Origin of the sequence: Jeotgalibacillus proteolyticus, assembly GCF_002926065.1 — a bacterium.
In the GTDB taxonomy this organism is placed as follows: domain Bacteria; phylum Bacillota; class Bacilli; order Bacillales; family Jeotgalibacillaceae; genus Jeotgalibacillus; species Jeotgalibacillus proteolyticus.
The window spans coordinates 242,582-267,034 of record NZ_PREZ01000006.1; the positions used below are offsets into that span (position 1 = coordinate 242,582).

Annotated in this window: 21 protein-coding genes and 1 pseudogene; 5 read left to right on the top strand and 17 right to left on the bottom strand. The window is 40.8% G+C overall.

The window, feature by feature from the left end; all coding sequences use genetic code 11:
- Positions 1-255: 255 nt before the first annotated feature.
- From hslO to C4B60_RS16715, 9 genes are all read right to left on the bottom strand, one after another.
- Positions 256-1,134, bottom strand: a complete 879-nt coding sequence (gene hslO, locus C4B60_RS16675) for an Hsp33 family molecular chaperone HslO (protein ID WP_104059157.1) — start codon at positions 1,132-1,134, stop codon at positions 256-258.
- Between the two features lie 17 nt (positions 1,135-1,151).
- Positions 1,152-2,144, bottom strand: coding sequence for an MsnO8 family LLM class oxidoreductase (locus tag C4B60_RS16680; RefSeq protein WP_104059158.1), 993 nt, complete (start codon positions 2,142-2,144; stop codon positions 1,152-1,154).
- Between the two features lie 5 nt (positions 2,145-2,149).
- Positions 2,150-2,362 carry a DUF896 domain-containing protein gene (locus C4B60_RS16685; RefSeq protein ID WP_104059159.1) on the bottom strand — a complete coding sequence of 71 codons (213 nt, stop codon included), beginning with the start codon at positions 2,360-2,362 and terminating at the stop codon, positions 2,150-2,152.
- Between the two features lie 16 nt (positions 2,363-2,378).
- Positions 2,379-3,326 carry an LLM class oxidoreductase gene (locus tag C4B60_RS16690; RefSeq protein ID WP_104059160.1) on the bottom strand — a complete coding sequence of 316 codons (948 nt, stop codon included), beginning with the start codon at positions 3,324-3,326 and terminating at the stop codon, positions 2,379-2,381.
- Between the two features lie 20 nt (positions 3,327-3,346).
- Positions 3,347-3,826: an Rrf2 family transcriptional regulator gene (locus C4B60_RS16695; RefSeq protein ID WP_104059161.1), complete on the bottom strand. Its 480-nt coding sequence runs from the start codon at positions 3,824-3,826 to the stop codon at positions 3,347-3,349.
- Positions 3,827-4,412: 586 nt separating this feature from the next.
- Entirely contained in the window at positions 4,413-5,282 is an 870-nt protein-coding gene (locus tag C4B60_RS16700) for a GNAT family N-acetyltransferase (RefSeq protein ID WP_104059162.1), read from the bottom strand.
- Positions 5,283-5,895: 613 nt separating this feature from the next.
- Positions 5,896-7,347 carry an SLC13 family permease gene (locus C4B60_RS16705; protein WP_104059163.1) on the bottom strand — a complete coding sequence of 484 codons (1,452 nt, stop codon included), beginning with the start codon at positions 7,345-7,347 and terminating at the stop codon, positions 5,896-5,898.
- Positions 7,322-8,521 carry a glycerate kinase family protein gene (locus C4B60_RS16710; RefSeq protein ID WP_104059164.1) on the bottom strand — a complete coding sequence of 400 codons (1,200 nt, stop codon included), beginning with the start codon at positions 8,519-8,521 and terminating at the stop codon, positions 7,322-7,324. Before C4B60_RS16710 ends, C4B60_RS16705 begins: the two co-directional genes overlap by 26 nt.
- Positions 8,522-8,964: 443 nt before the next feature.
- Positions 8,965-9,342 carry an iron chaperone gene (locus C4B60_RS16715; RefSeq protein ID WP_104059165.1) on the bottom strand — a complete coding sequence of 126 codons (378 nt, stop codon included), beginning with the start codon at positions 9,340-9,342 and terminating at the stop codon, positions 8,965-8,967.
- A 357-nt stretch (positions 9,343-9,699) separates the two neighbouring features.
- On the opposite strand from C4B60_RS16715, the gene C4B60_RS16720 reads away from it, so the two are divergent.
- Positions 9,700-10,794: an L-dopachrome tautomerase-related protein gene (locus C4B60_RS16720; RefSeq protein WP_104059166.1), complete on the top strand. Its 1,095-nt coding sequence runs from the start codon at positions 9,700-9,702 to the stop codon at positions 10,792-10,794.
- Between the two features lie 86 nt (positions 10,795-10,880).
- Here C4B60_RS16720 and C4B60_RS16725 read toward each other — a convergent pair whose 3' ends face one another.
- From C4B60_RS16725 to C4B60_RS16745, 5 genes are read right to left on the bottom strand one after another with little or no spacing between them, the layout of a single operon-like run.
- Positions 10,881-11,180 (bottom strand): spore coat protein, encoded by a 300-nt coding sequence (locus tag C4B60_RS16725; RefSeq protein ID WP_104059167.1) that lies wholly within the window; start codon positions 11,178-11,180, stop codon positions 10,881-10,883.
- 2 nt (positions 11,181-11,182) lie between these two features.
- A complete protein-coding gene (locus C4B60_RS16730) occupies positions 11,183-11,392 on the bottom strand; it encodes a hypothetical protein (protein ID WP_104059168.1) in 210 nt (69 codons plus the stop codon).
- 16 nt (positions 11,393-11,408) lie between these two features.
- Positions 11,409-12,545 carry a zinc-dependent alcohol dehydrogenase gene (locus tag C4B60_RS16735; RefSeq protein WP_104059169.1) on the bottom strand — a complete coding sequence of 379 codons (1,137 nt, stop codon included), beginning with the start codon at positions 12,543-12,545 and terminating at the stop codon, positions 11,409-11,411.
- Between the two features lie 18 nt (positions 12,546-12,563).
- Positions 12,564-12,932 (bottom strand): spore coat protein, encoded by a 369-nt coding sequence (locus C4B60_RS16740; protein WP_104059170.1) that lies wholly within the window; start codon positions 12,930-12,932, stop codon positions 12,564-12,566.
- Entirely contained in the window at positions 12,929-13,198 is a 270-nt protein-coding gene (locus tag C4B60_RS16745; protein WP_104059171.1) for a spore gernimation protein GerQ, read from the bottom strand. Before C4B60_RS16745 ends, C4B60_RS16740 begins: the two co-directional genes overlap by 4 nt.
- A gap of 220 nt (positions 13,199-13,418) precedes the next feature.
- Between C4B60_RS16745 and C4B60_RS16755 the strand changes: the two genes are divergently transcribed.
- The 3 genes from C4B60_RS16755 to C4B60_RS16765 all read left to right on the top strand — a co-directional run bounded on the left by C4B60_RS16755 (position 13,419) and on the right by C4B60_RS16765 (position 16,148).
- Positions 13,419-13,961, top strand: a complete 543-nt coding sequence (locus C4B60_RS16755; protein WP_245154023.1) for a GyrI-like domain-containing protein — start codon at positions 13,419-13,421, stop codon at positions 13,959-13,961.
- 231 nt (positions 13,962-14,192) lie between these two features.
- Positions 14,193-14,813 carry a DUF2238 domain-containing protein gene (locus tag C4B60_RS16760; RefSeq protein WP_104059172.1) on the top strand — a complete coding sequence of 207 codons (621 nt, stop codon included), beginning with the start codon at positions 14,193-14,195 and terminating at the stop codon, positions 14,811-14,813.
- 246 nt (positions 14,814-15,059) lie between these two features.
- Positions 15,060-16,148: an NAD(P)-dependent alcohol dehydrogenase gene (locus C4B60_RS16765; protein WP_104059173.1), complete on the top strand. Its 1,089-nt coding sequence runs from the start codon at positions 15,060-15,062 to the stop codon at positions 16,146-16,148.
- Positions 16,149-16,198: 50 nt separating this feature from the next.
- Here C4B60_RS16765 and C4B60_RS16770 read toward each other — a convergent pair whose 3' ends face one another.
- On the bottom strand, positions 16,199-18,007 hold the full coding sequence (locus tag C4B60_RS16770) for an endo-1,4-beta-xylanase (protein ID WP_104059174.1): 1,809 nt from the start codon (positions 18,005-18,007) through the stop codon (positions 16,199-16,201).
- Between the two features lie 437 nt (positions 18,008-18,444).
- Positions 18,445-19,692, bottom strand: coding sequence for an endo-1,4-beta-xylanase (locus C4B60_RS16775; protein ID WP_104059175.1), 1,248 nt, complete (start codon positions 19,690-19,692; stop codon positions 18,445-18,447).
- A 320-nt stretch (positions 19,693-20,012) separates the two neighbouring features.
- Here C4B60_RS16775 and C4B60_RS16780 point away from each other — a divergent pair, with 320 nt between their 5' ends.
- Positions 20,013-23,165, top strand: a complete 3,153-nt coding sequence (locus C4B60_RS16780) for a DEAD/DEAH box helicase (protein WP_104059176.1) — start codon at positions 20,013-20,015, stop codon at positions 23,163-23,165.
- A 383-nt stretch (positions 23,166-23,548) separates the two neighbouring features.
- Here C4B60_RS16780 and C4B60_RS21755 read toward each other — a convergent pair.
- Positions 23,549-24,439 (bottom strand): annotated as a pseudogene (locus C4B60_RS21755) (type ISP restriction/modification enzyme); the annotation flags it as partial.
- Positions 24,440-24,453: the final 14 nt, after the last annotated feature.

Consider the following 24,453-nt stretch of genomic DNA (forward strand, 5'->3'; position numbering starts at 1 on the left):
ACTCATATTATCCCCCTTATTTAATTCAGCTAAATCGCTTCTTCACTGTAGATTATTCTTAAATTTACATATGCAGTAAAATTCTATATCCATTTTGATAAAAAATTTACAAGGTTATGTCATACGAGACGAAGTAAGCTTACAAATTATAACCAAGGAAATTTGAACGTATTCTCTATTTCCACTTCAAAGAAAAGGCCATCTTTCTGTAATCTAGAAAGATGGCTTTTAATGGTGAGAATAACGTAAACTTTATTATACAGCCGCTTCGAGTAATAACTCTAAATCTTGTTTAGAGAAATGGTAGTTTTCATTACAAAAATGACAGTTTGCGTCAGCTTGTCCGTCTGTCTGAATCATATCCTGAATCTCGACGCCACCCAGACTAATAATGGCATTCGTAATTCTCTCCTCGGAGCATTGGCACTGAAACTGAACTGGTATAGTCTCTAAAAACTTTACATTACCTGCACCTAGTACTTGTTCGAGTATTTGCTCAGGCATCATTCCCTGCTCCACCATTGATGAAATAGGCATGATATCTTTCAAACGTTCTTCAATCAGTTGGATGGTTTCATCATCTGTTCCAGGCATTAGTTGAATGATGAAGCCCCCCGCCGCCTGAATCGTTTGATCCGGATTAACTAAAACACCTACTCCTACAGATGAAGGTACTTGCTCTGAATTGACAATATATGATGTGAAATCCTCACCTAACTCACCTGACACAAGAGGAACATATCCAACAAAAGGCTGTTGTAAGCCAATATCCTTTGATACAGTCAACATACCGTCTGTTCCAACGGCTCTTTTCACATCTAGTTTACCTTGGTTATTTAAATCAAAATGAGTTTGAGGATTTGTTACGTAGCCCCTCACTTCCCCTTTTGTGTTTGCATCGACTAAAATGGTGCCAATTGGGCCGCCACCGTTAATTTTTATCGATATTTTCTCCTCACCCTTTAACATAGAGCCAAGTATCACGCCAGCTGTCATCGAACGTCCCAGAGCTGCAGAGGCAGTTGGCCATGTTTGATGACGACGCTCCGCTTCTCCGACAGTTTCTGTTGTGATTGCCGCATAGGCACGCACCTGATTGTTATAAGCAGTTGCTTTCACTAAATAATCCTTCATTTCCATACTTCCTTTCTTTACAGCAATTCCTGTGCTAATAAGCGATAGACATTCAAACGTTTCTCTTGTGAATGGGGTATACTGCAAATCATTGCTTCATCAAATCCATATTGTTGTTGTTCTTGTTGTAATCGCGCTGCAATTTCTTTTGCAGATCCTACTAAGTGGATTTTTCGGCTGTCTTGAATCATCATTCGATCCATTTCCGTCAACGGATAGTCACGGGCTTCTTCAGGCGTCAAAACTTGACCGATTTTGCCTTTCGTAAACTGTAATCGCCAAATATCTTGGGGCGCTGCTTCAAACTCAGCTTCTTCTGCTGTTTCGGCTGTTGTCACCATATAGGAAACATTGATTTCCGGCTTCTCCATAAACGCTGAAGGTTGAAAGTTCTTCTTATAAGCTTCCAAAATCGACTCGGATAACTGACCATTAAAAAACTGGGCAAACGAATAACCAACGCCCATACGCCCTGCCTGAATGGCGCTATTGCCACTCGAACCTAATAGCCAAGCTTCAGGCAACACAATTTTGGATGGCGTGGCTATCGTTTTATTGTATAGTCTATCGTCTGGTACTTCATCATTGATCAATTGCAGCGCTATATCGAATTTTTCATACATATTGTTGATCATCGGAGGGCGTCCTTCGGATAAAGCATAGATAGAATCATTATCTCCTCCTGGCGCTCGACCCACACCAAAATCAATTCGGCCTGGTGAAAATGCGCTCAGTGTTTTAAATACTTCAGCCAGTTTTAGCGGAGAATAGTGCATCATCATTGTACCACCGGTTCCGAGGTGGATTTGTTTCGTTTTGGCAGCTAAATGGGCTGCTGTCACCTCTGGAGCTGAACTTGCAAAAGTGTTTGTACCATGATGCTCTGCCATCCACATTCGACGGTAGCCTAATTCATCTGCCAAAATAGCGAGCTCTTCTGCTTTTTTCAATGCATCTGGTGAATTATTTCCCTTTGTTACGGGTGCCTGATCCAGAACACTTAACCTCATGTCGTTCACTTCCTCTTTTGCTGTAGTTTTTCGGGTGTTACATCATTGCCCAAAGGATCCAGTACCGTTATACCCGACACAGTATTGAGAACCTGCCCTCGAATTTCACGTAAATAATCTTGCTGCAAGACGGTTTGTTCAACCATTTCAGCATTGGTTAAACCCTCTTCACGCTGTTTTTTTGCTAATTTATTAATACGATCTAAACCTTTAATCATCTAACTTCCACTTCTTTCATTGTTTATTTGGAGAGAAATGAGGAACTATATATTCGCCTAGTTCTTGAATCACTTCTGCAGCTGGGCGCTTACTATTTTTTAAACCAAACATAACATGGTTAACACCAGCATCCGAATAAGCGTGTAAATAATCGATTAGAAATTTATAACCCGATCTAAACCCGCCCTTTATCGGCTTAGGTGCTTCATTTGAATTCTCTGATAAGTCAATTGCCAAACTTTGCGCAAATGGTTTGAACACGCCAGCTGCTTCTCGCCATTTTTTCACAAGTTCACGTTGCTCATTGACTCCTTGAGAATAAAAAAACCAACCATCTGTATGCTTAGCCAACCACTCAATCGTTTGGCCAGAATACCCTGTACCTAAAATCGGAATGTCCGAAAGAATTGGTTTGGGAACGACATCACCTTGAAGCATCTCAACACGCTCTGTCTGAATTTGTGGAAATGATTCTTTCCAGACTTTTTTCATTACCACGATAGATTCTCTGAATAACGCTGCCTTTTCATGATCATCCACTTTAAATACTGGGAATTCGATTGGCCTATCGCCAGATCCTACACCTAGTAACAATCGCTGTTTAGAGATTGTGTCCAATGAGGCAGCTGACTTTGCTACGTGAAGCGGGTGACGCAATGTCGTCACGATACTCGAAGTACCGAGAGCAATTTGATTCGTATGCGCCGCTACGTAAGAAAGAAACACCCATGGGTCGTATAGGGCCCCAACATCATCAAGTTTCGGATTATAAAGTGGCGAATCTCTAACAAACAAAGAAGCAAATCCTAGACTTTCTGACTTTTTCGCCAGTAGCATTTGCTCTTCCAAATCCATTTTAGGAAAGCTTCCTTCATATGATTCCAAAGGAAATCCTAATCCAATCGTTAATGTATTATCTTTAAATGTTTGTGCAAAACCCTGATGGGATTTTAAATTATCCATATCGTTACTCTCCTAGTATCTTATAAAACCATTCTTTCTCTTACCCATTCCCTTAAGCCTTCTATTTTTTCAGGAAAACGTTTCGTTGATTCTTCGTGTAGAGATTTAATCGTTTCACGCTCCAAAACTGTTTTCCAAGTCGATTCAGCTTCATCCATTAAATCGGTCAATAAACAACATTCATCTTCTTTTTCCAGGTCAAGCATGTCATCAAGAATACCACTTGGAGAATAAAGAGATTGTTGACCTTCTATAGCAAGATAAACGTCGTACACTCGAATCTCTTCAGGTTTTCTCTTTAATTTAAATCCACCCTTTACACCTGCAACAGAGGTAATGAGATCTGCGCTTACTAGTTTTCTCAACAGCTTTTGAAAATAAGTCGGTGAGCTCCCTAACTGTTGGCTTATTGCTTCTCCTGGTAATACCGCTCGATCTGGCAGCATATTCAGCATTAGAATAGCGTAGACCGATTGTTCAACCCCGGTTTTCATCTGCATGATGTGCAGCTCCTTTTTATAGTTGTTTTAGTGTTTTCTGTCTAACGTGGATATTCATTATCTGCTTTATCTTAAATTATCAAGATCTAAAAGTAAAACCTTTCGTCTTATTTGTTAGCAATTACCTTTCTAGGATTCTGTAAATTCTATACAAGAAAATCCCTTCGCTGAAATTTCACGAAGGGATGTACTGAACTTATTTTACTTGTGTCTTCTACAGTAGCCGTTTGAGCACCTAACGCACGCTTTGGCAATTTCCGCTACTTTTTCAAGGCCTTGTGCATCGATTTGCTTTGCTTGATCTGGCATTGTATTATGACCTAAAATGATGACTTATTCAATAGTTATACCGAACACGCCACCAAAAGCTACTGCCTTTTGAATTTGCAAAGATAACGTTCAACACTTGGATACCTTTCACCCAGACTTGTGATTTTGAAACCAAAATGCCGATAAAAATCTACTGCATCATTATCAGTTTCGGCTGAAACCAAAGAATGTTTTTTAAGTACATAATTAATCATTTTATTTCCTTTTTTATTCTTAAAGGAATGCTCCCGTTAGTTGAAAATGGATTTAATTATCTTTACCCAAAAACTTGTGCCGCAATAGCGAATAATTCTTTGTTTCTGAATGGCATATTAATAGAGTTTTTTATCATAATTGGAGGTTCACTAACTTTTACAAATCCGCTTTTCTCCAAGAATAACATTAACTCGTCATTATTGGATGTCACATCAATCCTTAACTTTCCTTGATGATTATGAGCCAATCCATCGATTATTAAAGCTGCTGTTTGCGGATCTGGTGCTACTATAGGTCCTAATATTAGATTTATTGGTCCTAATATGGATAATCCATATCCAGTAATCTTTCCCTTTTGATTTCTAACAACTAAACATTGTTTTGATTGATCTATCCGGTTAAGAAGAAATTTTCTTCTCTTATCACCAAACGCTGCCAAATCTAATTCAACAATTTCATTAAAATCATTCTCACTGTATTTCTCTAAGGTAATTTCTCGATTAATAAACATTTGAGTCTGATTATATCTATCACATAAATACTTATGTACATAGTCGACAGTAATAAAACCCAGGTTTTCATATAGGGGTTTCCCATCTTCAGTTGAAATTAACATTATTGAGGTGTCTTTAGAGACACTGTCTATACATTTGTTTGTGGCTTTTTTCCCCAAGCCTAAACCTCTATATTCTTTATTAACAATGACCATACCAATTGAAGCTAAATCAGTATCATATGGTATTATTGCTGCACTCGAGACAATTTTCCCCTCAGCATTTATATGTCCGAATATTTTACCTGATGACATAACAGTTCTAATCTCATATTCATCATAATCCCAGTTAACTGATGCAGAAAGTTTTATTAAATCTCTTACGTCATATTTATCAAACTGCACTAATTCTAGTACTGTTTTATTGTTTGTATGCATTTACAAATCCCCTTATTTTGGTACTATTCTTATAATACTTTAATTTCGTCCTTCCTTAACTAACCTGCCCCGATAGTTTAAGTTCATTTTTTCACAAATTTCAATATAGGATTCATTCTACAAATTCAGTTTACACCGAACCCCCCCTTCGTTGAAGATGTACAGAGGGCAAGGGTAACGCAAAGATGGCATTCCTTATAAGTCCTTCAGCTGCGCCACTAGCAGGGAAATAGTTTGCTGCAGAAAAAATTGCATCTAAGAGATTCATTACCGCCGTTCATCCTCTGATGCAGGGCTTAGCGAGTCATTGCCAGATATGAGATAGGGAGTCAATTCTGGCAGAGATGAATAAGCTAGTTTTTGGGACTGGAACGATACTTAACGTACTGAGATTGTTTTGTTGATTTTCTACTCAACTGGTACAGCTGACGCAAGTCAATCCAATCTATCGTACAGCAATCTATTTCGGAATGAACCGCACTTAGGTAGAGACAATAATTGGTGCAATACATGAAAAAGGTGTCAGCCCTCAAAGGTGTGATCTTTGGGGCTGACACCTTTTTTAATTCTTGCCTGTAAATGAAAATTCGCGTTATTTTCGGGCGGAGTCTGGTTACATCCCCGTCCATTGCCAGTAAGTGAAGTAAAAGAGCATCATCACGCCTATATATAACGGCATTAGTATCCTGCTGATTTTTAAAAGATCATTCGCATCAATGCCATCCTTGCCTTCCTCGTAAAATAACAGTAATGCTTTGGAGCTGACTGGAAAGGTAACGCAATAGTTCATTCCAATCAGGCTGATAAATACCATTGCGACCGGATCCACACCGACCGTTTGGCTGAATAGGATAATGCCCGGTATCAGGACGACAGCCCGAGTGGTGTGGGAGGTGATGTATAGATGACTTGTGACGGTTACGATCAAGATGGCAAGGACCAAAAGCCATTCGGGAGAAGATTCAAATACTGCCAGAAATGAAAGCATATGCTTTTGCGTCCAGCTGACTACCCCTGTATCCCCCAAAGCTTTTCCTAGCGCGGTGGCTGCTGCTACGAACAATACAAGATTCCAGGATACTGATTCAATCCCTTCCTTCCAGCTGATAACTCCATACCTGGGCATCATATAAATGAAAGCTCCGACCATTGTCACAAAGGCTATGTCATAGTGATGGATACTTTCTGTCATCCATCCCGCTACCAATAGAATGATGAACAGAATGGTCTGCTTTTCTTTTTTGCCTAATGTTTTTTGGGCGGCTGCAGGATCTGAACGTTCAGTGAAGTCTGATGCTTGTGTTTCCTCCTTTCCTTTTGGGCGAAGAGTCCATTTTATCGTGTAGAGAGATATGACCGAAATGGCGACTGCGAATGGTGTTCCCCATACAAACCATTGGATAAAAGATATGCCTTCCCCGACCGTGCTTTCCAAAAGACTGACCCCGATGATATGGGATCCTGCTCCGATCAATGTCGCAGAGGTACTCATCAATATGATGATCGGGACCAGAAGCGATAGGGTGGAGCGTTCCTTTGCTGACAAGTACTCACCAAATTTATCGATGAACGGCTTAGACAAAGCAGCCCGCCCTGAGGTCGAGGGGATGAAGAATGCCGTCAGTATTAAGATGGCACTCACCCCCTTAAATGCGGACGAGATACTCGTTGATCTGTCAATGACGTATGAAGACATTCTGTCTGTAAGGCCGGATTTTTTAAATGCCTCTCCAATGATAAATGCCCCAATCATCAGCCAGACTACTTCTTCTGAAAGAGATTGATATAACACCCCTGAAGGCTGTGCATTTAAAAGGATCATAAAAAGGATCAGGCCGATTGCCACATAGCCTGCAGGAAGGGAGGTCAAAATCCACAAAGCCATGGCAGAAAGGAAGGAGAATAGGGCTGCTTTTCCTTGATAGCTTAATTCCCCCGCCACAGTTAAGATGAACAATAAAAAAAATAGATGCAGACCTAAAAGGACTTTCATTTTCCCTTGAATATGCGGAAGCTTGTTCATGAGTTTGTGTTTTCTCTCATGTTTTTCGGTACGCGTTTTCATGATAGGGAGCCTTCCTTTTGTTTTTGGCAATGTTTAATCCAATGCTAACTTGCCTTAACACCATTTCGGTGCTTTCTGCAATCCACTCTGGTGCTTTTTGAATTGCATGCTCAAGGGAAATCGGCTTTTGAATAATGCTGAAATAGGCATCAATTCCGATAGTATAGTTCTGTTTTGCTCCTTTTCCAATTGTTCCGGTAAGCGCAATGACAGGAACCTGGTATTTCTTTGCAATTCGGGCCACTTCTGCAGGGATTTTTCCATTTGGAGTTTGAAAATCCAAGCTTCCTTCAGCAGTTAAAATAACGTCCGCTGTAGAAATTGCTTTCTCAATGTTTATGTATTTCTTGATGATGTCAAATCTTGAATGAAGTTTTGCCCCGGCAAACGCCACAAGACCTGCACCCAGTCCACCTGAAGCTCCTCCACCTGGAGTCGATCTTACATTAATGCCTTTTGTGTGCTGAATAAGGGACGCTAAATGCTCCAGTGCATCAGAAAGTTCTTCCACGTGCTTTGGTGATGCTCCTTTTTGTGGGCCAAACACCCTTGCCACGCCTTTTTCACCGCACAATACATTTGTCCAATTACATGCGACGTTTATGTTTACGTGCTCCAGGCGCGGGTCTGTCTCACTGACATCAATTTTAGCGACTCTCATCAAATCTTTTGCTCCTTGTATATTCAACAACCTTTCATCCTTATCGTAAAATTTAACCCCAAGCGCCTGTCCCATCCCTGCTCCGCCATCAGAGGTCCCCGAATCTCCACAGCCAATTAATACATCGGTAGCGCCTTGATTAATGGCTTCTATCATTAACTCTCCGACTCCTTTAGTGGTGGTGAGAAGAGGATTTCTTGAAGTGGGGGGCACAAGGCTCAAGCCAGCCACTGCAGCCATTTCAATGACGGCAAAAACTTTCCCATCTTCCCGATACATCCCAAAATGACTTGTAACAGTCTGACCCAGCGGTCCTGTCGCTTTGTGATTAAAAATCTTGCCTCCCTTTACTTCTGTGATCCTTTTTGCAAACCCTTCACCACCGTCTATCATCGGTATAACTTCCATATCAATGGATGGATCAAAAGCCTTTGCTCCTCTTTCCATTGCAGCTGCAACCTCACATGCATCTAAACATTCTTTAAATCCTGAGGGAATAACCACTATTTTCATCCTCTGTTCCTCCTTTGTGTTTTTACTAATTACTAATTACTAATGTAACTTTGAAAACGGTTTAGTGAATTAGAAGAACATTAGAAAAAGATTAAAATTGAGGAACTCCTTATGTAAAATGGATGACATACTGGTCGGATGAAAAGCTTAATTTGTAGAGTATTATGATCAGTTGGACATTGTAGGGCATATACACGAGATATGTACAAAATAATGAACAGCCTTCGGAAGACGTTATTGAATCCCGTCTTAAAGCTTTACTAATTGACTAAAAAAAGCCTCTGTTCCTGATGAACAGAGACTTTCCGAATAAATCTGACGATACTCCTCGTTGCACTAAACGACCCCTTTAGTGAAAAATCACGTTTACTGATGGATAACCTCATTCCAGCTTCTATTGCAGATGATTATTTTCATCGTTGGTTATTTTTAATCATTCCGTATTAACAAGCCGTGTCTTCACCTGCACGCCACATATCAACAGTTTTATGGATAAATTGTTCCAATCCTGTATCTTCAATCTTTATCGATTTTTTAACACGAATGCAGCCTTTACCATAGTTAAAGCCCGCTAATAGCGTTTCTGCATCGCCTATCTTATCGATTGTCCCTACATAGAGGCTGACATAATGCTTTTGCGCATTTAATGCAAAGACGTAGATATCATCTTTGCCAAAATTCAACATCTTATAGCGGATACCCTCTTCCAATTCGGGTGCATATGTAAAAATCATTTGGCGAATCGCGAGAAGTTTATCTTTTCGCCAATCATCTTCAAGCAATTCTAAATATTCTTCAGCATCTTTTGCATCATATTGCATGCTGAAATTCACCTCCTGCTTTTTACGATTTTTAACTAGTTTACAGAAAAATCTGTTTGTATAAGTTATCTTTTATTATATTTCAGAACACTAAAAAAATATATGCCAGTACCCTCCCCTTATGTCGAAGCCTTCCCCTCTTTTCTAAAACAAAAAGTAATAGAAAGCTTAAATTTTATACTCGATGCTTGTTCCACTTTATGCCCCACCGAATACTTTAATAATTTCTGCATTTATTATGTTCAGGGGAATAGATTTAACAAAAGAAAATACAAGTCCTCCATTAATGTTTTGCCAAGCACAGGTAAAACTCCAAATCATATATAGTTACGATCACTTCAAATCACGTGAAGGGGGATGAATTTTATGTTGCCTATGGAAAAATATTTCGGTAATTTTGAACTTGTTCATTCGTTTTATGGTGCTATGCCTACAGGGGTTACAGTGTCAGAAACCAGCAGAATTTTCGTCTGCTTTCCCAGATGGGGAGATGACGTGAGGTTTACGGTGGCAGAGATTGTGGAGGGTCAATTACGGCCCTATCCAAATGCAGCAATTAATTCGCCTAACCCGGCAAACGCTGCTATGTCCTTTATTAGTGTCCAAAGTGTAGTGGCTGATGGACGGGGAACACTTTGGATAGTGGATACAGCAGCGCCTAATTTCTCTGAACCCATTATAGGGGGAGCAAAACTGGTCGCCGTTGATTTAAAAACGAATACAATCAGCAGGGTCTATACATTTACTGAAGGAGTAGTTCTGCCAACCACCTATTTGAATGATGTTCGTTTTGATTTTCGGGTGGGAAAAGCCGGTTATGCTTATATAACAGATTCATCCTCCAATGGCCCTGGGGGGATCATTGTAGTCGATTTAGAAACCGGATACGCCTACAGACGGTTAAGTGGAACCCCACCTACATCACCCGATCCGTATTTCTTGCCAAAAGTAGAAGGTAACATACTGATGAATCGAAATAAGGACGGCTCCACTTCACCTTTCCGACTGGCCTCTGATGGTATTGCTATAGCAGCGGATGGTAAGACGCTGTTTTTTTGTCCATTAACGAGCCGGCAATTGTTCTCTATTTCTACAGACTCACTTAGAGACAGAACAATACCGGAGGAGGACTTACTTTCACAGGTGGAGTATTGGGGAGAAAAAGGGGCATCTGACGGAATGATTACTGGAGCAAAAGGAAACGTGTATGCAGGGGATTATGAAAACAACAGCATACGAAAGATCCTACCGAATGGGAACATGGAAACCATTGCACATGACCCGCGAATTTTATGGCCGGATACGTTTTCCATTGGCCCGGATCAATACTTATATCTAATTGTGAACCAATTACATCGGCAGGCCAGGTTTCATTATGGAAGGGATCTGCGGGAAAAGCCATATAGTTTGCTTCGCATAAAGATCAATGAATTACCTGCTCCTGCATTCTAACTAGATAAGAAGCGGAAAGCGTCCCCCTAAAAGCGCAGTGAACCGGAAAGGGGCTGAGACACATATGTCTCAACCCCTCAAATGTTCTATAGTGCTGGTAAATTCAATGCGGTCTTCATGTTTGTCAGGTTGAGTTGGATCTGCTCGTTCGTATCCCAAGGGTGATACCATCCCTTTTCCACTGCATAAGCGGAAACTTGCTCATGCATTTCTATGGCGTCGTCCAAATGCCGTGTTAACATTTCTTTGACTTCAGGTGTTCCCGCTTCTGTAACAGCCATGGCATAATTTCTAACTCCGCTTTTTGCTGCAATTAATAAATCCATCGCAACAACCTGGTCGGAAAGAGCATCCATTCCTGTTAAGTTTTCGATGATTGTATTCAATTTTACTCATCTCCTAACGATTGCTTTGCCTTAGATAAAACGGATGTGTATTCGTTTAATTGTTTGGTGGAACGATCAATGTCCTGCTGCATCAATTCTTTTAGCCTCGGGTCACTAACCAGTGCTTTCATGGTTTTAGACTTTGTTAAGCAATTTGTTTTAAAAGCGGCCATTTCTTGAACCTCAAGAATTTCATGTAGGGCATAATTCATGTTTTATCCTCCTTCGTTAAGGCTTTAAGATGACTTTTATACAATCATCCGTTTTCGTGTCAAAAATCTCATAGCCGCGCTTGGCTTCACTGAGTGGCAAGACATGGCTAATCACATCTCCAGGATCAATCGTTCCTTTAGTAACCAGCTCAAACATATAAGGCATATAGTGAATAACAGGTGCTTGCCCTGAACGGATATTTACATTGCGGTTCATAATATCTCCGAATGGGAAGCCGTTGTATTTCCCCCCATACACACCCGTCACCTGGATTGTGCCGCCTTTGCGGACAGCCTGGGTCGCCATGATAAAGGCGCCAAACGCACCACTTTGAAGTTTTAATCCACTGGCAAGAAACTCCATATCGGTCATTTTTGCGTCCATACCAACCGCATCAATGACTACGTCCGCACCACCCTTGGTAATCTCCTTCAAGTATTCTCCACAATTTTTATGATCCTCAAAGTTCACAATCTCAACTTTGTTTGTCCGCTTCGCATGCTGCAGGCGATAATTCACATAATCAACTGCAATTACCCGCTTTGCCCCTTTTAGCCAGCAAAACTTTTGTGCAAAAAGCCCCACAGGACCGCATCCCAAAACAATAACGGTATCCCCGCCTTTTACGCCCGCATTATCAACACTCCAAAAAGCAGTGGTCATGGCATCTGCAATAACCGTCAGCTTTTCATCAGGCTCTTCGCAGGTCTCGGGGATTTTAAAATGAGTAAAGTTTGCAAAAGGGACTCTCAAATATTCTGCTTGTCCGCCTGGGTAACCGCCAGTTGTGCCGGAATAGCCAAAATAGGCGCCCATATCTCCATTATCATTTGAATTGTCGCACTGACTTTCCAAATTGTCTTTACAGTAGCGGCATTCACCGCAAGCAATGTTAAATGGGATGATTACGCGGTCTCCCTTTTTTAGGTTCGTTACTTCAGGACCAACCTCTTCAACAATCCCCATCGGTTCATGTCCAATGACATAGTTCTCTTGCAGATTAGGAATCATACCATGAATTAAATGCAAATCAGAACCGCATATAGCAGTACTGGTTACTTTGATAATCATGTCATCCGGCTTTTCAATCTTTGGATCTGGCACTTCTTTCACAACAACATTTTTTATCCCTTGATAGGTTACCGCCTTCATCCTATAAAACCTCCAGTATTAATTTTCATCAGGTGTCCGATCGAACACACCTTTTCGGTTGGTCTCAATGGGAAACAGATTCATTTTGCCAATCTTAATCGTATTGTTGGCCGAAAGCTGATCCAATTTAAACTGTTCAGGTAATTCATATGGATGGAACCATTTTTTATTGATCATTAACTCAGTTATTTCCTGATGCAGCGCGATGCCCTGTTTCAATTGTTTTTTTAATGCAGCACGAACATCAGGTGATGCAGATTCAGTTAAGGCGACAGATAGGTTTCGAACACCTTCTTTGGCACGAAGCAGAAAGTCCATGGCAAATGTGGTGTCAGCCATTTCAGGCATATGCAGGGCGTTTATCGGGTCTAAATAATCATTATTCAATGTTCGGTTCCCTCCTTTTCACCAACGATGGGGGTTGGTCGATTTTGAGGAACAGGAGCCTGAAAAGGTGCCCGTTCATAAAGAGACTGCAATTCAGTCAGACCTTGTATGGATTGTTCAACATCTTTTTTCATTAAATTCCTAAGATCATCATCAAAAACCAGTCCTTGCATTAATTTAGACTTAGCAATACAAAGCGTTTTAAAGTTAATAGCTTCATGCAAGTCTAACGCTTCGTGGTCCGGTAATACTTTCTGTGGATCCATTTTTGATTCCCCTCCTTTGTATCGTAAATACATTGGTATTGTTCCAAATCGCGGAGCAAGTATGCTTTCTAAAATTTCCCACAGAGATCCTTACTGAAATTAAAACCTTAATTCAACCGGAAGTTTTACATAGAAATACGACCCTTGATGAAGGAAAATTGGAGCAAGTGTTGAATCAATTAGATGAAGCTGAAAAAAATTAGGAGAACAAGCCCTGAAATTGTTAAGCGAGCGATCAGTTGATTCGTGGAAAACACCATTTAAAAAAGGACTGAGGAAAATGAAACCAAAGGTAATTGAAAAGGAAAGCTTTCGCGTGGCTGGCTATCAGTTTGAAGCAAATTTACAGGAGATTATGGGCTCGGATTTGGTGAGCAGGACGGTGGCAAGGCTTGGGGAAGAAGCAGACTTATTTCAGAATAAGCTTGGGAATCACCTTTACCTGGTGCAGGTTTATCCGATGAAGGAAGCATTCGATGCAGCCAAGGATCCATTTACAACGATGGTCGGCTATGAAGTAACGGGGGAGGAAGCTCCAGATGGTGCCATTCTCCACACGGTGGAAAAAAACACGTATGTTGCTTACACGCATAAAGGACCTGAAAGTGATCTGCCTCACTCCTATGACTATTTATATGGCACATGGCTAAGGGAAAATGGCTATATGTCTCTTGGGTATGATTTTGAGCTCTGGGATGAACGGTATAAGCCCGAGGAGCGGGATAATGAGATTGATCTGTTTATTGCGGTAAGGAAGCTTTGATTTAAACGCCAAAAAGACTCTACTATCCATCCATGAGTTGAGTCTTATCTTATCTTTTCAGGCTGGTAACCACTACCTTACTTATCATCCAGCAGGAAGAAATAAATTTATGAACTGACAATTTAATTTTTAAATACGTACATTTTAAAAATTCAATTCTATTTCTTACTTTATAAAAGGCAAATGTTTAGTAAATACTATAACCATCTTGTTTTTGATGGAGTGAGTTAAATGCCACATAGAAAAAAGAATTCAATCCATTTTTTCTTATTATTTATCGTTCTCCTTGTTCTTATTTGGTCTCTGATTAAACCTGAGGAAGGCTATATGGTATGGCTAATGGAGACATCTCCTTCCTTATTGGCTTTGATAATTTTAGTGTTCACCTATAACAAATTTCGCCTTACCACTGTTTCCTATATCATCATTACTCTTCTTGTGATCTTAACGTTTATAGGAGGACATTATTCTTATTCCAAGGTTCCTCTCTTTACATGGCTCAAGGATTACTTTGAGTTACAGAGAAACCACTATGATCGGTTCGGTCATTTTCTTAAAGGGTCTATTGTGATCGTGATCATCGAACTATTAGTTAGGAAAACAGCTTTATCGATAAGCAAAACCACAATCTTTATTGCGCTGTGTATCACACTGGCGATTGGCGCTTTCTATGAAATCATTGAGTGGGCTAGTACGAAAATAGGGAAACAAGGGAAAGTCACAACCGATTTTTTAGGAATGCAAGGCGATCAATGGGATGCCCAGTGGGATATGTCACTTTTACTGGCAGGTTCCATTCTTTCGCTATTTTTGATAAAGGTTCTTTTTAAGCAGTTAGAAAAATTCAGGTGATGGCTTGGAATCTAGTTTAGCTATTTTAAAGATGTGTACCATGCAGCTGGTGATAAATAATTCTTCATGACCGGCTAACATCGTGTGACCTATGCCGCTTTTGCCACTGGCAGAAAATAATGCAGCTGGAGTAATTGCATAATTCCCACCCTTATGAACCAAAATGAATATACATATTCGTCTAATGATTGATATTGTACCTATTATTTTAAATGATTATGATGATTATAAGAGGAGATGGTGAAGATGAAAATTAAAGCCGCTGTTACAAATGCACAGGGTGAGGATTTTATTCTTAAAGAAGTAGATCTCGCAGCACCAAAAGCAAACGAAGTCCTAGTCAAAATCGTTGCGACTGGTGTTTGTCATACCGATGCGGTTGCACGTGATGCAGCTATTGCCCCGCTGCCGGCTGTACTTGGCCATGAAGGCTCAGGAATTGTCGAAGCTGTTGGTGCAGGCGTGACACGTCTTGAAAAAGGCGATCATGTCGTTTTATCCTTTGCTCACTGTGGTCACTGTGAAAATTGCTTAATCGGTCATCCAACCGTTTGTGAAACGTTTAATGACTTAAACTTTGGCGGAGTGAATGACGATCATACGCATCGCTTATCTCAGGACGGCCAGCCGCTTTCCACGTTCTTTGGCCAGTCATCATTTGGTACATTTGCCGTGGCACATGAGCGCAATGTCGTGAAAGTAGATAAAGATGTAGACTTAGCCCTGCTCGGACCTCTTGGCTGCGGAATCCAAACCGGAGCAGGAACCGTACTGAATAAATTGAAGCCTGAATTCGGTTCAACCATTGCGATTTATGGTGCCGGTGCTGTTGGACTAAGCGCCATCATGGCAGCAAAAATTGTCGGCTGCCAAACGATCATTGCCGTTGATGTACATGATTCACGCCTTGATATGGCTAAACAATTCGGCGCCACCCATGCCCTTAACGGCACACAGGTAGATGTCGTGAAGGAAATCAAAGAAATCACAAACGGCGGAACAAAATACGCTGTCGATACAACAGGCGTTCCTCCAGTCGTCCGTCAATCCCTGCAGGCACTGCGTCCACTTGGTGTCTCAGCGATTGTCGGGGTAACACCTGAAATGAACATCGACGTGCATAACGACCTGATGGCTGAAGGCAAAACCATGGTCGGTGTCATCGAAGGCGATGCCGTACCAAACGTCTTCATCCCGCAATTAATTGCCTACTTTAAAGCAGGTCAATTCCCGTTTGATAAACTCGTGACTTTCTATGAATTTGATCAAATTAATGAAGCGTTTGTGGATTCGAAGGCTGGGAGAACGATTAAGCCGGTTTTGCGGATTAGCTAATATAAAAACCTGCACCTCATAATGAGCTGCAGGTTTTTTACTTTTAATGGTTATTTCTTACTCGTCTCAAAGAATGTATCCGGCGGCATGATGACTACCTGCCCTTCCATGCCTGGATGTGATTTCAGGTACTCATACACTGCTTTCCTGTATGCAGGATTGGATTCTTCGATTTTTCCTGTTTTAATGGATTTCTGTTCATTTTGGAATACATTTTTAGGCCCCATTTCTTTGGCAACCTCGCTGATAAAATTCCCGCCTTTTTTTCCATTTTTATAAGAAGGCTTCAGATTATTATAGGAAAGAATCGTTTCAGCAACCTTAGGAGCAGGGACTGGTTTTACATAATAAGCGTCAACGCCCAGGTACCCTTCAGGATCCGATACCGCAAAGAATGCGTCCTTCGGTGAGAAATCACTGTTGAACATTAACGGATTGTGCCCTCTTCTCCAGCTTTGGATGTCGTTAAGACCCCAGAAGGTAACACGGTCGATGCTTGCTGCGTAGTTCTTATAGATTCTGAAGTATTCAGCATAAACCTCAGCCTGAACGACTTCAATCTCAGAACCGTTGGTAATCCCGCGGTTAATCCAGTAATTTCGCTGCTCTTCCGTGCCGTTTGAGGCAATGATGTCCTCAATCCCGCGATCTCTCAAATCCTTGTAGCCGGCAAGAGAACCGCCGGTAGGCTCACCGTTCCACGGGAACCAGGCGAACAGATCAAGCTCACTAATGATCAGATCAACACCAGCAGAAAGAAGATTAAGGATGCCTCTTTCCACACTTGAAGGCGGCGTATCCATAATGTAGTTGTGAGACTGCATGCCCACACCTTCGATTAACTGGCGAGGGTCGTTTGGATACTCTTTTTTGTAGCGTGCATTCAGCTCTTTTGCCATCATGGCCACAAGCTTCGACTTGCCATCCTGGTACATATTAAAGTCGTTGTAAAATAGCTTAGCGTCTGTATATTTACGGGCAAAGACAAATGCATCATAGATGAAGTCACTTGGATCTTCGCCGGCTTTCATGCCATTGCTGTAAGACTTGAACCAGGCGCTCTGATTGCTTTCACGAAGGTAGTCTTTCCAGTTTGCGCCTTCAGAAATGGTGTCCACCCCATCAACAAATGCCTCATTGACAACGTCCCAGCTTGTAACCACGCCAGGATAATTGGTGTCAAAATGCTCAACTGCCGTTTTAATATAGTGCTCCATATTTTTCTTCGCTTGTGCTCTTGTGTAATTGCCGCCTGTACCGCCATTAACCCAGTTAGGAGACTGGCCGTGCCACACAAGAACATGTCCGTGTACTGTTTTGCCTGTAGCCTGCGCTTCACGTACCAGCTGATCAGACACATGGTTTGACCCCTTAAAAATATTAAACTTACCTTCCTCCCCAGCATTTCCATAGGAAAGGTTGTCCGGCTTCATATGATTCTCAGCCGTAAGGGAGTTGAAATGGTCATTTGTTAATGCACCGCGAACGGTACTCGGGTCCAGATTGCCGGGACCGCTGTAGATATTCCCTATTTCAAAGTAATCCTCATAGGTTTGCCACAGGGACGCTGAACCATTTTGGACTTTCAGTTCTGCGATTCGTTGTTTCAAAGCATTAATTGCAGCATTGATTTCTTCCTTTGTGGCGTCAGGGTTGTCCGTTAACTCCTTTACTTTTTGATATTCCATGCTGGCAAGCCGATACGTGGCTGGTGTATAAACAGTTTCATCAAGCGCTTCGAATTTGTCTAAGACCGGCTGTGAGTGAACACCAGCGTTAGCAGACACCTGCGTCCCAAAAGGCTGCGCCAAAAGAGCAACCATCATCCCAAGAACCAAAAACTTTTTCGTTTTTTTCATATGTTTTATCCTTTCTCTATTAATATTTTTTAGATTTGTAAACGCTTTCAGATAACCATAAATAAAAAAGTTGATGTAAGTTCATCTAACCAACAAACAAAGTATATCGGACTTGTCCCTTTTCGAACTTCTTTCCTAGATTAGCTTCAACATGCCTCCTTTATCGTAAAATAACTTACGCAAATATAATTGTATAAAATTAACTGCCAAAAGAACACTATGAATATTAGCAATATTTAGACATGTGACTGTAAGTATTAATTTTAATTTGTATAAATTTATCGAAACGGTAATCCAATCGTATTAGTTATTACTCATATTAGCGTCGAATACTGTCGTACGAAATTCGAAAGATCATTCTTCTGGGAACCAACAGAATTGAAAAAGCGACCCCTGTAAGTAGAAATCGCTCTATTACTGTTCCAATTCAAACCTTTTCACTCAATAACAAGCTGCACCATTTCATCATTTTTGTCTACAGTAAAGCTGGCTTTCTTCCCTCCAACTAAAACGTCATATTCACCAAGGAATCCTTCAAACGATACGATTCCGTAATCATCGGTTTTAGCCGTTACATTCGTAGACCAGTCCTCTTTAATGAGCTTCTTTAACACCTCATAGGAAGGTTTCGGACTGTTATCCTGTCTGACAAAGCCAGCCGGCGCTCCAAGCCATGCCCCGTCGTCACTGAAGGACCATGTCGTGATGGATTCGACAAGCGGATGCTTAAACAAAGTCGAATACATTTCTTCTACTTCTCTTGCCTGGCGCTCTTCGAATTCCGGTGTAGACGGCCACTCAGAAAGCTGGTAGTCATTCAAATCAACAATATCTGCCGGCATCAGATGGCCCGATGTCAGCGTGTTCTCCGTAAAGTGGATTGGAAGACCAAAATGCGAGAAACGCTCCAGTACCTCCTCTAGCTTTTCACGTCCCCAATACCCCTGATGCTGGTGGGACTGAATGCCAATCGCATCAATCTGGATGCCTGCATTTAAGCAGCCGTCGATTAAGATTTCGTAGTTAATGGATGTATTAAAGTCATTTAATAGAAGCTTCGCATTGGGATTGAATTCACGTGTTTTTGCAAACATTTCCTTTATAATGCCCACACGACCAAGGTCTTTACTGATCCGCGTGATGCCATTATCGTACTTATCAAAGATCGGCATGATCACCACTTCATTGATTACATCCCATGTATCAATAAGCCCTTTAAAGTCACTTACATCCCGCTCGATTCGATCAAACTGCGCTTTCAGGATTTCTTCATTGCTAAGCTCAAGAAGCCACGGAGCCGTGACCGTATGCCAGCAAAGCGGATGTCCTTTAACAGCGATGTTTCTCTCCTTTAACCACCGGGCAGCTGCCTTTAATTCCTTTGTCAGCGGCTTTCCTCTCTCCGGCTCAAACGTTCCCCAGTAAAAAGGAAGTGTGGCAGAGTTAAATACGTCTAAGAACAGATCCAGTTTTTGTTCCTGAAACGCAAGTCTGTCTGCCGGTACGTTTTCGTTTGCGACTTCGATGACATCAAAGATGCCGCATCCGAATAGGAATTTGTGGTTGGTTTGTTTGATTTGGATTTCTTCGCTTGATAAAGGATTTCCGGTTCCGTCTACGATCTTAAGTTTTGGGTTTGCCTTCCTATGGACCAATTCGTTTGTGTGGCTTAGTGTTTGTCCCATGCTTTGCCTCCCTTTCAAATTACCTTGCATAACAAATTAAAGAAAGCGCTTTCTTATGACTGTCTAAATTTTAGCAAGGAAATTTTGACAAAAGTATGGGTAAACTAAACATTTTGTTGTAGAAATTAAAGATGTTGGTGTTCTCATTCCGGATTGGCGCATGGCGCATTTTCGTTTTCATCAAAATTTTCGTGCTACTTTGATTAGGAAAAACTACAAAAAATATGAATGGACTTCATCTCTTCTTCTCCTTAACTAGTCATCTATCCAGCTATGATATAATTACACCAAATAAAACCATATATCAGGGAAGGATCCCCATGACGCTAAAAGAAGGAATCTATGAAGAAATCATAACGAAGAAGCTTCAAGAAGAGCTATCTGGCTCCGACTTAAATTTTGATATAGGAAAGTCTCCTCTGGATGTGGAGGAAGCACGGAAAGTGCTTTCTTCTTACATCAGTTCGGTGACGAGAAATGCTCTTAATCACGTTCGCGACGAAGAGCGCAATGATCAGCAGGCCCTCCTTAAACAAATTGAGACCTGCAATGAAATCATTACCACTCTGAGCAAGCGATTGGACCGCCAAGAATTTGAAAAGCTTAAAATTGCTGAAGAAGGCGAAATTTTAACTCATATTTATTCTAAGATGAACTCCATACGAAGCATTGGAAGCCAGGAAGTCATCCGACCCGTAACACCTATATCTGAGAGCACCTTATTCACTGGCTCCAGCTACGAACCGAATATGCTTGGTGAACTGAAGAAGGAAATTGTGTCTTCTGATTCGATCGATATGCTTGTATCGTTTATCAAGTGGAGTGGACTTAGGATCATTTTAGAAGAACTGAAGACGTTTACTGAGAATAGCGGCAGGCTTCGTGTTATCACGACCTCTTACATGGAGGCGACGGATTATAAAGCAGTCCAGGAGCTAAGTAAGCTTTCTAACACCGAGATTCTTATTTCCTATGATGTACAACGGACAAGGCTGCATGCCAAGGCTTATCTTTTCAAACGAAACACTGGCTTCAGTACGGCTTATATCGGCTCTTCCAACCTCTCCAATCCCGCTCTTACTTCGGGGCTAGAGTGGAATGTGAAAGTAACGGAGAAGGATTCCTTTGACGTTCTTAAAAAATGCGAGGCGACCTTTGAAAGCTACTGGAATGATAAGGAGTTCAAAGCGTTTAATGGAGAAAATGAGGAGGACAACCTAACACTTAAGCTGGCTTTAGAAAAAAGTAAAGTTGCAGAGGAATCGGTTCAATATCTCTTTGACATCCAGCCCTATTACTATCAAAAAGAAATCCTGGAAAAGCTCCAGGCAGAACGGGAAGTTCACCACCGCTATAAAAATTTATTGGTCGCAGCAACTGGTGTTGGCAAGACGGTCATTTCTGCCTTTGATTACAAACGCTTCAGGAAAGCAAACAGCGGTAAGGCAAAGCTTCTTTTCGTCGCTCACCGGGAAGAAATTTTAAAACAGAGTCTGAACACCTTCCGTGCGATTTTACGGGAGCCAAACTTTGGGGACTTGCTTGTTGGGGCTCAACAGCCTTCTTCTCTTGATCATGTATTTGTCAGCATTCAGAGCTTTAACAGCAAGGAACTTGATCAGCATACCGAAATTGACTACTATGATTTTATTATCGTCGATGAATTCCACCATGCGGCAGCAGGGTCTTATCAAAAGCTGTTGAATCATTATCAGCCAAAAATTCTTTTGGGGTTGACTGCTACGCCTGAAAGGATGGATGGAAAAAGTATTCTTTCTTATTTTGATGACCATGTAGCAGCCGAAATGCGGTTAACCGAAGCGGTCAATCAAAAGCTGTTAAGTCCGTTTCAATACTTTTGTGTGACCGATACCGTCGACCTCTCAGATTTAAAATGGTCAAGAGGTGGTTACGATACTAAGCAATTAGAAAATGTCTATACGTCCAACCACCTCAGAAGCTCACAGATCGTCCAAAGCGTCCAGAAGTATGTCACCGCTATCAGCGATGTAAAAGGGCTGGGCTTTTGCGTGTCGATTGCCCATGCGCAGTATATGGCCGATTTCTTTAATAAGTCCGGCATTCCATCCATTTCATTACATGGAAAAACAGATCGTAGCTCTCGCCTGAAAGCTCAACAGCTGCTCGTCTCAGGAGAAATCAAGTTTATCTTCGTCGTCGACTTATACAATGAAGGAATCGACATACCTGAGATCAACACGGTTCTCTTCCTGAGACCAACGGAAAGCTTAACCGTCTTTCTGCAGCAGCTCGGACGCGGCCTTCGTCTATCAGAAGACAAGGAATGCCTGACGGTCCTGGATTTTGTTGGACAAGCTCACCGCAACTATTCATACGAAGAAAAACTGAGAGCTCTAATTGGCAACTCAAAGCACTCGGTCCAGTACTATGTGGAAAATGGATTCTTTAACCTCCCAAAAGGCTGTTTCATCCAACTGGAAAAACAAGCAAAGGAATACATTCTGCGAAACATCAAAGCAGGTGCGAATACGAAAGGAAACCTTGTAGCTAAACTGAGAACCTTCGAACAGGATACCGGAAAACCCGTTACGTTGAAAAACTTCCTGGATCACTACCACCTGGATGTCTATGACCTTTACGGAGGAAATAGGAATAGAAGCTTTTCCCGACTGCTAGTGGACGCAGGCATTGCAGAGGATTTCTCCTATGAAGAAGAACAGTGGCTGACAAGCCGCCTGCCAAACCTCTTTCATCTTAATTCAAGAAAGCTGCTAGCGTTTTTAAATGGTTATATAAAAATGAGGGAAGTAAGCGGGAAAGAAGAAGAATTGATGCTGAACATGTTCTACTACTCTTTTTATCAGGCCCACCCTGAAAAAGAAGGACTTTCTTCCATAAAAGAAGGAATTGAAAAAGTGTTAGAACATCCTGCATTCAAAGAGGAGATTAAGGAAATTATAGAGGTTCTTTATGATTCTTTAGAAACGATTGAATTACAGCCTGACTTTAGTTTCCCATGCCCGCTTCAAGTCCATAGCCGTTACTCAACTGCACAGGTGCTTGCCGGATTTGACTTCAATAACAATGAGCAAAGTCCAGCCTTCCGCGAAGGCGTTAAGTACTTCAAAGACAAGAATCTTGATATCTTTTTCATCACGCTAAACAAATCAGAAAAAGACTTTTCACCTTCAACACTTTACGAGGACTATGCGATAAACGATAAGCTATTCCACTGGCAAACACAAAGTAGAGTCAGTGAAAATAGCCCAACTGCCAAGCGGTATATCCATCACCGTCAAACCGGAAACAATATAGCTCTCTTCGTCAGAGAATACAAAAAAGAGAAAGGCAGCCTCCCTTCCCCTTTCGTCTTTCTTGGAACAGCAAATTACATTAAGCACTCAGGGAATAAACCGATGAGTTTTGTTTGGGAGCTTGATGTAGAGATGCCTTCTTATTTGGTGCCGAGGGCGAATAAGAATATATTGTAGATAGATAGAGTTTCAATTCCCATAAGAGTTTATCCGTATTATTTATTCATAAAAAAGTTGGCACACTGCTGTAATAAAAGGGTGCCGAGAATGCGGTGCCCTTATTTAATCACGAGATTTAGATAAAGGACTAGTAAAATGCCAAGTTTATATCACTAACTCGGCATTTTTGACTTGTGCTTTTTTTCTAACTTATAGAACCTCATTTACTTATGATACGGTTCACCGTAACGTTGGATAGGGTAAAATAGATTAAGATAAAAGGTAGTGGCTGTTTGTCCACTACCTTTCATATTGATAAGATTAACATCAGGAGTCCAGCTTAACGTCTCACAGTACAATTATATAAATTCTTGCAGGAATATTGGCTTTTAAACTAAGTTTTAAATTTCTAATGTAGGTAAATTATCGATTAAATCAATAGTTTGAATTGATACATTGATTACTTTTAACAATAAATTCAAAATATATTTTTCATCTGTCGAATATTGGTTAGGATCGAACAATATTTGGCTATTCTTCTTTACTTCATAAACATATTGATCCATAACCCATTCCATAGGTGTTCTTCCATTAAGTACATATCTCTGAGCTTTTTCAGGAATATCCTTAATCGTAATATCAGAATTATAAATAATCGCTGATTTATCACCTTTTTTTGCATATTTCATTTTAATTACTTCGTAAGAAGGAGCTGCATTTTTAAATTCAATTGTCGCTTCATAAGGTTCAATGTTTTCATAATTTACGTGTAATTTTACTAGTTTCTCACCCGTTTCAGCATAAACCCAAAAGTCCTTTACATACATAATCCGGGGACTTTCCTTCATTAAATCTGCTTTATAAATTTCTTGGTAGTCTTTAGAATTTAATAAAGCATAAATATAATAAAAAATGGATAACTTCGTTATTGAGTTATCACTATAATGCTTTTGGAAATCTAATAAAATCGAATCTCTAATATTTTCTATGCAATCTGCACTATTTTCAAAAATGTTGTTTTCACCCACGAAATATAACGGAATAGATTTATTATTAAATAACGTCTGATAATCCGTAATTTGATTAGTGACTAAAACTGAAAAGCCCTTATCCCCGCCCATAAAGTTTAAAAATAAATTTTTAGTTAATGACTCGCTAAATACTTTGTTCCACATACTTGGTCGTTTAATTAAAGGCTTGCTATTATACAAATAACGCTTAACAAAAGGTCGATATTGAATAGTTGTAAAAGCATTTTCCTCAAACTCAACTTTTTGTTTCTTTTCCCATCTCTTTTTTAGATCAT

What these genes read in the sequence shown, in the direction of transcription:
- C4B60_RS16735 (WP_104059169.1), bottom strand. Translation starts at nt 12,545, where the DNA reads ATGAAGGCGGTAACCTATCAAGGGATAAAAAATGTTGTTGTGAAAGAA.
- C4B60_RS16765 (WP_104059173.1), top strand. Translation starts at nt 15,060, where the DNA reads ATGAAAATTAAAGCCGCTGTTACAAATGCACAGGGTGAGGATTTTATT.
- C4B60_RS16685 (WP_104059159.1), bottom strand. Translation starts at nt 2,362, where the DNA reads ATGATTAAAGGTTTAGATCGTATTAATAAATTAGCAAAAAAACAGCGT.
- C4B60_RS16680 (WP_104059158.1), bottom strand. Translation starts at nt 2,144, where the DNA reads ATGAGGTTAAGTGTTCTGGATCAGGCACCCGTAACAAAGGGAAATAAT.
- C4B60_RS16690 (WP_104059160.1), bottom strand. Translation starts at nt 3,326, where the DNA reads ATGGATAATTTAAAATCCCATCAGGGTTTTGCACAAACATTTAAAGAT.
- C4B60_RS16705 (WP_104059163.1), bottom strand. Translation starts at nt 7,347, where the DNA reads ATGAAAACGCGTACCGAAAAACATGAGAGAAAACACAAACTCATGAAC.
- C4B60_RS16695 (WP_104059161.1), bottom strand. Translation starts at nt 3,826, where the DNA reads ATGCAGATGAAAACCGGGGTTGAACAATCGGTCTACGCTATTCTAATG.
- C4B60_RS16770 (WP_104059174.1), bottom strand. Translation starts at nt 18,007, where the DNA reads ATGAAAAAAACGAAAAAGTTTTTGGTTCTTGGGATGATGGTTGCTCTT.
- C4B60_RS16760 (WP_104059172.1), top strand. Translation starts at nt 14,193, where the DNA reads ATGCCACATAGAAAAAAGAATTCAATCCATTTTTTCTTATTATTTATC.
- C4B60_RS16780 (WP_104059176.1), top strand. Translation starts at nt 20,013, where the DNA reads ATGACGCTAAAAGAAGGAATCTATGAAGAAATCATAACGAAGAAGCTT.
- C4B60_RS16745 (WP_104059171.1), bottom strand. Translation starts at nt 13,198, where the DNA reads ATGGATCCACAGAAAGTATTACCGGACCACGAAGCGTTAGACTTGCAT.
- C4B60_RS16720 (WP_104059166.1), top strand. Translation starts at nt 9,700, where the DNA reads ATGAATTTTATGTTGCCTATGGAAAAATATTTCGGTAATTTTGAACTT.
- C4B60_RS16775 (WP_104059175.1), bottom strand. Translation starts at nt 19,692, where the DNA reads ATGGGACAAACACTAAGCCACACAAACGAATTGGTCCATAGGAAGGCA.
- C4B60_RS16715 (WP_104059165.1), bottom strand. Translation starts at nt 9,342, where the DNA reads ATGCAATATGATGCAAAAGATGCTGAAGAATATTTAGAATTGCTTGAA.
- hslO (WP_104059157.1), bottom strand. Translation starts at nt 1,134, where the DNA reads ATGAAGGATTATTTAGTGAAAGCAACTGCTTATAACAATCAGGTGCGT.
- C4B60_RS16700 (WP_104059162.1), bottom strand. Translation starts at nt 5,282, where the DNA reads ATGCATACAAACAATAAAACAGTACTAGAATTAGTGCAGTTTGATAAA.
- C4B60_RS16730 (WP_104059168.1), bottom strand. Translation starts at nt 11,392, where the DNA reads ATGAATTATGCCCTACATGAAATTCTTGAGGTTCAAGAAATGGCCGCT.
- C4B60_RS16710 (WP_104059164.1), bottom strand. Translation starts at nt 8,521, where the DNA reads ATGAAAATAGTGGTTATTCCCTCAGGATTTAAAGAATGTTTAGATGCA.